The following is a 6,225-nucleotide window of genomic DNA, read 5'->3' on the forward strand; positions in this document are numbered from 1 at the left end:
ACCGCGCCCATTGCGCTGGATCTGAACGGCATCGCCAAGGGCTATGGCGTCGACCGGCTCGCCGAGACCTTGCGCGATCATGGGATTGCCGACGCCCTTGTCGGCATCGACGGTGAGATGCGTGCCATGGGCCTGCGCCCCGATGGCGAGGCATGGATCATCGCGGTAGAAGCGCCGGACCCTGATCGCCGGACGCCGCATTCGGTTCTGGCGCTGCAGGACGCCGCCGTGGCGACCTCCGGTGACTACCGCCATTGGGTCGAGGTTCAGGGGCGCCGCCTGTCGCATACCATGGATCCGAGACGTGGCGCGCCGCTGATCGCCTCGCCGGCCTCCGTCACCGTGGTGGCCCGCACCTGTGCCGAGGCCGATGCTTGGGCGACGGCGCTCATGGTGCTCGGTGCGGAGAGGGGTGCGGACCTCGCGAGACAACGTGGACTCGACGCCCTGTTTCTTCTGTGCGATGATGAAGGCAATGCAATGGGCGTGGGAGTCGGGCGTCTTTTTTCCGAAGAACCAGCGGCAATCGCCTCAGCCGGGGGAAGATGAGCCGCATGGAACAGACCCGTACCGATCGCTTCAAGACCGCACTCCTGCTGATGGCCGCAACCGGGCTGATCGTGGGACTCGCATTCTACCTTGCGGGCCAACCAGAGATCGCGAACCTGATCTGGATTGCAGGAGTTGTTCCCGCGCTCGCAGCGCTTGTGGTCGAAATCGTCCGCAGCATTGGGCGCGGCGAGGTGGGCCTCGATATCGTTGCCGCGCTGTCGATGTCGGCGGCGCTTGTCTTCGGCGAGACCTTGGCTGCGGCTGTCGTCGCAGTCATGTATTCTGGAGGCACTTTCCTCGAAGCCTTCGCTGAGGGCCGTGCACGTCGTTCGATGAAGGATCTTCTATCTCGCGTACCCCGGACCGCGACGCGGCACCGGAACGGCGGTCTTGAGGATGTGCCTCTCGAGGAGATCGCACCGGGCGATCGCCTGCTGATCCGGCAGGGCGATGTCGTTCCCGTGGACGGTTCGGTTACGTCCGACACCGCCTTCCTCGACACCGCGGCGCTGACCGGCGAATCCCTCCCAGTCCGGCTGGCGCGCGGGGCCGACGCCATGAGCGGATCGACCAACGCGGGCGAGGCCTTCGACCTGACGGCGACGCGCGAGGCCAAGGACAGCACCTATGCCGGGATCGTTCGCCTGGTCGAGGAAGCGCAGGCGTCCAAAGCGCCGATGTCCCGGCTGGCCGACCGCTGGTCGCTGGGCTTTCTGGTCGTCACCGTCAGTATCGCCTTCGCGGCCTGGTGGTTCACAGGCGATCCGATCCGCGCGGTCGCCGTGCTGGTGGTCGCCACGCCCTGTCCGCTGATCCTTGCCGTGCCGGTTGCGCTGGTCGCGGGTCTCTCGCGTGCGGCGCATTTTGGCGTTTTGATCAAGGGCGCAGGGCCGCTCGAGACAATGGCGCGCATCCGTACGCTGATCCTCGACAAGACGGGGACGCTGACAGATGGCCGTCCGCAGATCATCTCGATCGACAGCCACGATGGCATGAACGAGGACGACATCCTGCGCCTCGCGGCCGCGCTCGATCAGGCCTCCAAGCACCCTGTCGCGCAAGCGATCGTCACCGCCGCCAAGGCACAGGGCTTCACACTGCCCGTTCCGACAGAAGTGGCTGAGATCCCGGGCGAAGGGGTCTTGGGTCGTGTGGAGGACCGCGAGGTGATCGTCGGGGGCGACGGCTTCGTTGTGTCCCGCGTTGGGCAGAGGGCGGGCGATCACCCCGCCAAGGGCGCCGGATCGGTCCTTGTCGCAGTGGCAGTTGACGGTCACCTGGCGGGGCATCTGGTGATGTCTGACCCGTTGCGAGAGGGCGCGGGGGCGATGCTGGACGGTCTGCGCCGTCAAGGGATCGTGCGCATCCTTCTGGCTACTGGCGACCGCGCGGACGTGGCCGAGCGCGTGACCGAGGGGCTGGGCCTCGACGGGCTGCGGGCCGGTCTGACGCCGGATCAAAAGGTGTTGCTGGTGCTTTCCGAGCGTAAACACGGGCCGGTGATGATGGTGGGTGATGGTGTCAACGACGCGCCCGCCCTGGCCGCAGCCGATGTAGGCGTGGCAATGGGGGCACGGGGCGCCGCGGCCTCGGCCGAGGCCGCCGACGTGGTGCTGCTCGTCGACCGGATCGACCGGCTGGGGCCCGGCATCGAGATCGCGCGCGCCTCCCGCCGGATCGCAGTCGAAAGCGTTGTCGCCGGGATCGGCCTGTCTGTCATGGGCATGATCGCGGCCGCTTTCGGCTACCTCACGCCGGTTCAGGGCGCGCTTCTGCAAGAAGTGATCGACGTTGCCGTGATCCTGAACGCCCTGCGCGCGCTGCGCATCGCGCCGCAGGAGCCAGCTACGGGCAAATCCCAGGTCATCATGTCAGAGCAAGCAGACATCGTTCAAGGAGCCAAGCCATGAGCCGCCTCTCACATTCTGAAATCCATATGGTGCATCGCATCGGCTGGTTGCGGGCCGCCGTTCTCGGAGCCAACGATGGTCTTGTCTCGACCGCGAGCCTCGTCGTCGGCGTCGCGGCCGCAGGCTCCGGCAAGCCCGAGGTCATGATCGCCGGGCTGGCCGGGCTTATGGCTGGCGCGATGTCGATGGCGGCGGGGGAGTATGTCTCGGTCAGCTCACAAACTGACGCCGAACAGGCGGACCTCGCCCGAGAGAGCCGTGAACTCGAGGAAACGCCCGAGGCCGAGCTCGAGGAACTAACCCGGATTTATGTTGAAAGGGGGCTGGACCGCGACCTGGCGGAAAAGGTTGCCGTGCAACTGACTGAACGTGACGCGCTCGGATCGCATGCGCGCGACGAGCTCGGCATTTCGGAAACCGTTACCGCCCGCCCTGTCCAGGCGGCTCTGGTGTCCGCACTGACCTTCGCCGTTGGGGCGGTGCTGCCCCTGATCGTCGTGCTGCTGGTCTCGGAGGCGCAGATCGCTCCCCTGGTGGCGGGATCGACGATCCTTGGCCTTGCGGTTCTTGGCGGATTGGGCGCTTCGGCCGGCGGCGCAGGCGTCGTCCGTGGGGCCACGCGGGTCACGCTATGGGGAGCGCTTGCAATGGCGGCGACAGCCGGGGTCGGTGCGCTGTTCGGGGTCGCCGTAGGCTAGGAGTTAATGGGGTGTACCCGAACCCCGCTCCGGCTGCTTGTTGCGGCAACGCTCGTCAACATCGTGCTGATCATCGAGGTGCCACAGATCGAGTCGCAGCGCGTGGGGTCATAAACCCATGTCCGCAAATGGGTCATGCTGGACGAGATCAACACCGATGTTCTGGAGCGGTCCTTTGTCTGGGAGGACCGCACGCCCATCGGCACGTTCAGTTCCGTCTTCACATCCAAAATCCAGTCCAGCCTGATCGCGCTTGCCAAGTCGGGCGGGGCATCCGTTGTCGATCGGCCGAAGTAATCTCGATCAGCGCGGGGTCTACCCAGCTTCACTTGTTCCCATCGATCCACTTCGACATCAGCTCCTTGTCGCGGAAGCATTCGTCCGGCACGGCGCGGCGCTTGATGCGGGCGAGGCGCTCGGCAAAGGCGACCTGCTTTGATGTCGGGCGGCTGTCCTGCGTGCCCGGCTTCAGCTTGGCCTGTGCGTCGATCCAGGCGCTCAAGGAGCGCCGATCTTGCTGAACCTCACACGGCAGAAGCGTCTGGTTGCGAAGGGCCAGTGCGCGCGCATAGGCGATCTGCTTTGGCGTCGCGGGCAGGGCGTAAGTGGTGCTTTCCATCGGGGATCTCCCTTCTTAGCGTGGCTTTCAACATAGAACATAACAGGAACAAAATCAAGCCATCTGCGGAAATCATGGGGTTTGAGAGGAAGAGGAGGGCCGGGGGAGGTCAGGCCTGAGGATGCCCGAAAGAGGGTGTCCGGGCCTGATCCTGTTCCTCATTGGGGTCTGATGCCGGAAAGTGGAGGATCCTACGTTCTCATGAGCTTTGCATTTAACGCTCCTCGGCATCAGATCCCTAAAGAGTGAAAGTGTTCTTCGGGTTTTGTGACTGACGGATGAGGGCCTTTGAGGTCCCTCAGATGGGTCCGGGCCGGATTCCGGTCTGCCGTTCCTGATGAAGGGCATTCTCATGCAAACAGGTGTCTTGCGCGTATTGCGCGCGACCGCTGCCTCGTGGTGGCGACACAAGGAACTACGCCGAACCGGCCAGACGGGGCAGGCACAACGGCGCGAGCGCGAGACCGTCCTACGTGATCTCGGTTATCTGAAGCAGGCGGCGCTGTTGCCTAACGCGCATGTGATCTGCGGGGAGGGCGGGACATTCCTCCATCTCGGTTGGACCACCGTGTCGACCTTCGCGCCGATCAAGCGCTTTCCCTTGGCCGCCCTCGCGGTCGCACAAGGGACCCCGTTCATCGATATCCGACCCGTCACCGATGTCATCGCCTTCGCGAACCTGCCGCGGGTGGCGCGGGACGGATCGGACGACTCTGAACCCTGGGGTCCTCGAAGTTCTGTCTCGCTGACCACCTACATCAACATGGTCGAAGGGCTCGGCGCGCGGATCGCAAACGATCCGCGGCCCCCTCAGTCAACCTGATCCCCATTCCCTCTCACCAAAACTCGAAAGGAGGCCAGTCATGGCCCGATCCCGCACGCCCAAATTCGATGCCTCCGAGGTCATCACCAACGAAATCATCCGCATCATCGAGCGCGGTGTTCTGCCCTGGCGCAAGCCCTGGACCGCAGGTGGCAGCTCTCGTCCCCTGCGCGTGGGCGGTGAAACCTACCAGGGGGTGAACAACTTCCTGTTGACGATGCGGACCGTGATGGCGGGCCACAGCTCTCCCTTCTGGATGACGTTGCCGCAGGCCAATGCGTTGGACGCAAAGGTCCGCAAGGGCGAGAAGTCCTCTGTCGTCGTTTATTACGGCCAAAGCCGGAAAGATGCGGGCGGCGAGGACGACCGCAGCGATGGCGATGATCACTCCGAGGAAGCCCGCATCTTCCGCTTCCAGAAATCCTATCGCGTATTCAATGCCTGCCAGATCGAGGGCTTGCCCGACAGTTTCTACCCCGACTCGGAGCCTGCGCCCGAGCATCTGCCGTCCGAGCCCATCCCGCATATGCAGGCGTTTTTCGATGCCATCGACATCACGACCGTCTTCACGGGAACAGAAGCTTACTATCTGCCGCCCGTGGACAAGGTTTACATGCCGTCCATCACGCGGTTCCAGGACCCGCGCAATTTCTACGGGGTCTGGGCCCATGAGCTGGCCCATGCCACAAAAGCCCCGCATCGACTGAACCGTGATTTTGGGTTCTCGAAGTTTGGCAACACGTCCTATGCGCGCGAGGAGATCGTCGCGGAATTGACCTCGGTGTTCCTGGGTCAGACGCTCGGCTTCACGGCGCATACGCTCGAGATGAATGCCGCCTACCTCCACAACTGGTTGCGCGTTCTTCGGTCGGACAAGGGTGCGATCTTCAAGCACGCCGCGGATGCGCAGCGCGCCTGTGACTATCTGATCGCACAATCTGAGGCGGGTAGGGCAGGGCGCAGTGTCGAGGCTGCCTGACCACACGGAGAACGGAGACTCGCATGTCACGTAAGGAACCCAAGACGCTGCGGGTGGCCGGGCTCCGCCCGTTCTTGCCTCAAACTGTCCCCCGGACAGTTTGCCGCTTCGCGGACCGGCGCGAACTCAAAGACGGCCGCCGCAAGATCATCACCTTCAAGCGCGGTGCCTATTGGTGGAGCCCGTCCGAGGGCGCTTACCCGCTCTCGGCGGCAATCGAGAGCATCAAGGAACAGGGCGGCTGGATCGAAACCATCCCTAACCCGAATTACAGACCCAAGGGGCTGTTCGGGTAGGGCACCTTCTGCTTCGGCCCTTCCGCCAAGCAGAAAAGAAAAAGCAGGCTTTGGGAAGGGTGTTTCAACTTCTCAAAGGAGAGCCCTATGACCATCACTGCACAGCCCCAGACAGAATGCCCGGATCCGAGTGTGATCGCCGCGCAGAACGACGCGTTCCGCAAGCTCGCGTGCCTTGGAGTGCCGCCCGCGCAGCCCATCCAAGGCCGGATGCATGTCACCCGCTCGCTCATGGAGGCCGGTGACGGCTTTATGGCCGAGGCGGTGAAAGCCACCGGTGAGTTTACCACCTTTGAGCAGGACAATGATCCCGAGGGATGGCATGATTTCGGGGCGGTCGAGATCCGG

At 64.0% G+C, this 6,225-nt stretch carries 9 protein-coding genes; 8 read left to right on the top strand and 1 reads right to left on the bottom strand.

What is annotated here, in order from left to right; genetic code table 11:
* From BFV97_RS17990 to BFV97_RS18005, 4 genes are all read left to right on the top strand, one after another.
* A partial coding sequence (locus tag BFV97_RS17990; protein ID WP_172827944.1) for an FAD:protein FMN transferase occupies nt 1–549 on the top strand: 549 nt, incomplete at its 5' end.
* Nucleotides 550–554: 5 nt separating this feature from the next.
* The gene (locus BFV97_RS17995; RefSeq protein WP_069301740.1) at nt 555–2,462 is read left to right on the top strand and encodes a heavy metal translocating P-type ATPase; all 1,908 of its coding nucleotides are present in this window, start codon (nt 555–557) and stop codon (nt 2,460–2,462) included.
* Entirely contained in the window at nt 2,459–3,160 is a 702-nt protein-coding gene (locus tag BFV97_RS18000) for a VIT1/CCC1 transporter family protein (RefSeq protein ID WP_028288616.1), read from the top strand. The genes BFV97_RS17995 and BFV97_RS18000 overlap by 4 nt, the downstream gene beginning before the upstream one ends.
* A gap of 135 nt (nt 3,161–3,295) precedes the next feature.
* Nucleotides 3,296–3,457, top strand: a complete 162-nt coding sequence (locus BFV97_RS18005; protein ID WP_224557872.1) for a hypothetical protein — start codon at nt 3,296–3,298, stop codon at nt 3,455–3,457.
* A gap of 28 nt (nt 3,458–3,485) precedes the next feature.
* Here the strand turns inward: BFV97_RS18005 and BFV97_RS18010 are convergent, their stop codons facing one another.
* Nucleotides 3,486–3,779, bottom strand: coding sequence for a hypothetical protein (locus BFV97_RS18010; protein ID WP_028288615.1), 294 nt, complete (start codon nt 3,777–3,779; stop codon nt 3,486–3,488).
* A 352-nt stretch (nt 3,780–4,131) separates the two neighbouring features.
* On the opposite strand from BFV97_RS18010, the gene BFV97_RS18015 reads away from it, so the two are divergent.
* The 4 genes from BFV97_RS18015 to BFV97_RS18030 all read left to right on the top strand — a co-directional run.
* Nucleotides 4,132–4,602, top strand: coding sequence for a hypothetical protein (locus BFV97_RS18015; RefSeq protein WP_172827945.1), 471 nt, complete (start codon nt 4,132–4,134; stop codon nt 4,600–4,602).
* A 40-nt stretch (nt 4,603–4,642) separates the two neighbouring features.
* Nucleotides 4,643–5,581, top strand: coding sequence for an ArdC family protein (locus BFV97_RS18020; protein ID WP_069301742.1), 939 nt, complete (start codon nt 4,643–4,645; stop codon nt 5,579–5,581).
* A 23-nt stretch (nt 5,582–5,604) separates the two neighbouring features.
* Nucleotides 5,605–5,877: a DUF6330 family protein gene (locus tag BFV97_RS18025; protein ID WP_069301743.1), complete on the top strand. Its 273-nt coding sequence runs from the start codon at nt 5,605–5,607 to the stop codon at nt 5,875–5,877.
* Nucleotides 5,878–5,964: 87 nt separating this feature from the next.
* Nucleotides 5,965–6,225 (top strand): DUF3768 domain-containing protein (locus tag BFV97_RS18030; RefSeq protein WP_069301744.1); only part of this gene is annotated, 261 nt, incomplete at its 3' end.

The organism is Neptunicoccus sediminis (genome assembly GCF_001719615.1).
GTDB lineage: Bacteria > Pseudomonadota > Alphaproteobacteria > Rhodobacterales > Rhodobacteraceae > Amylibacter > Amylibacter sediminis.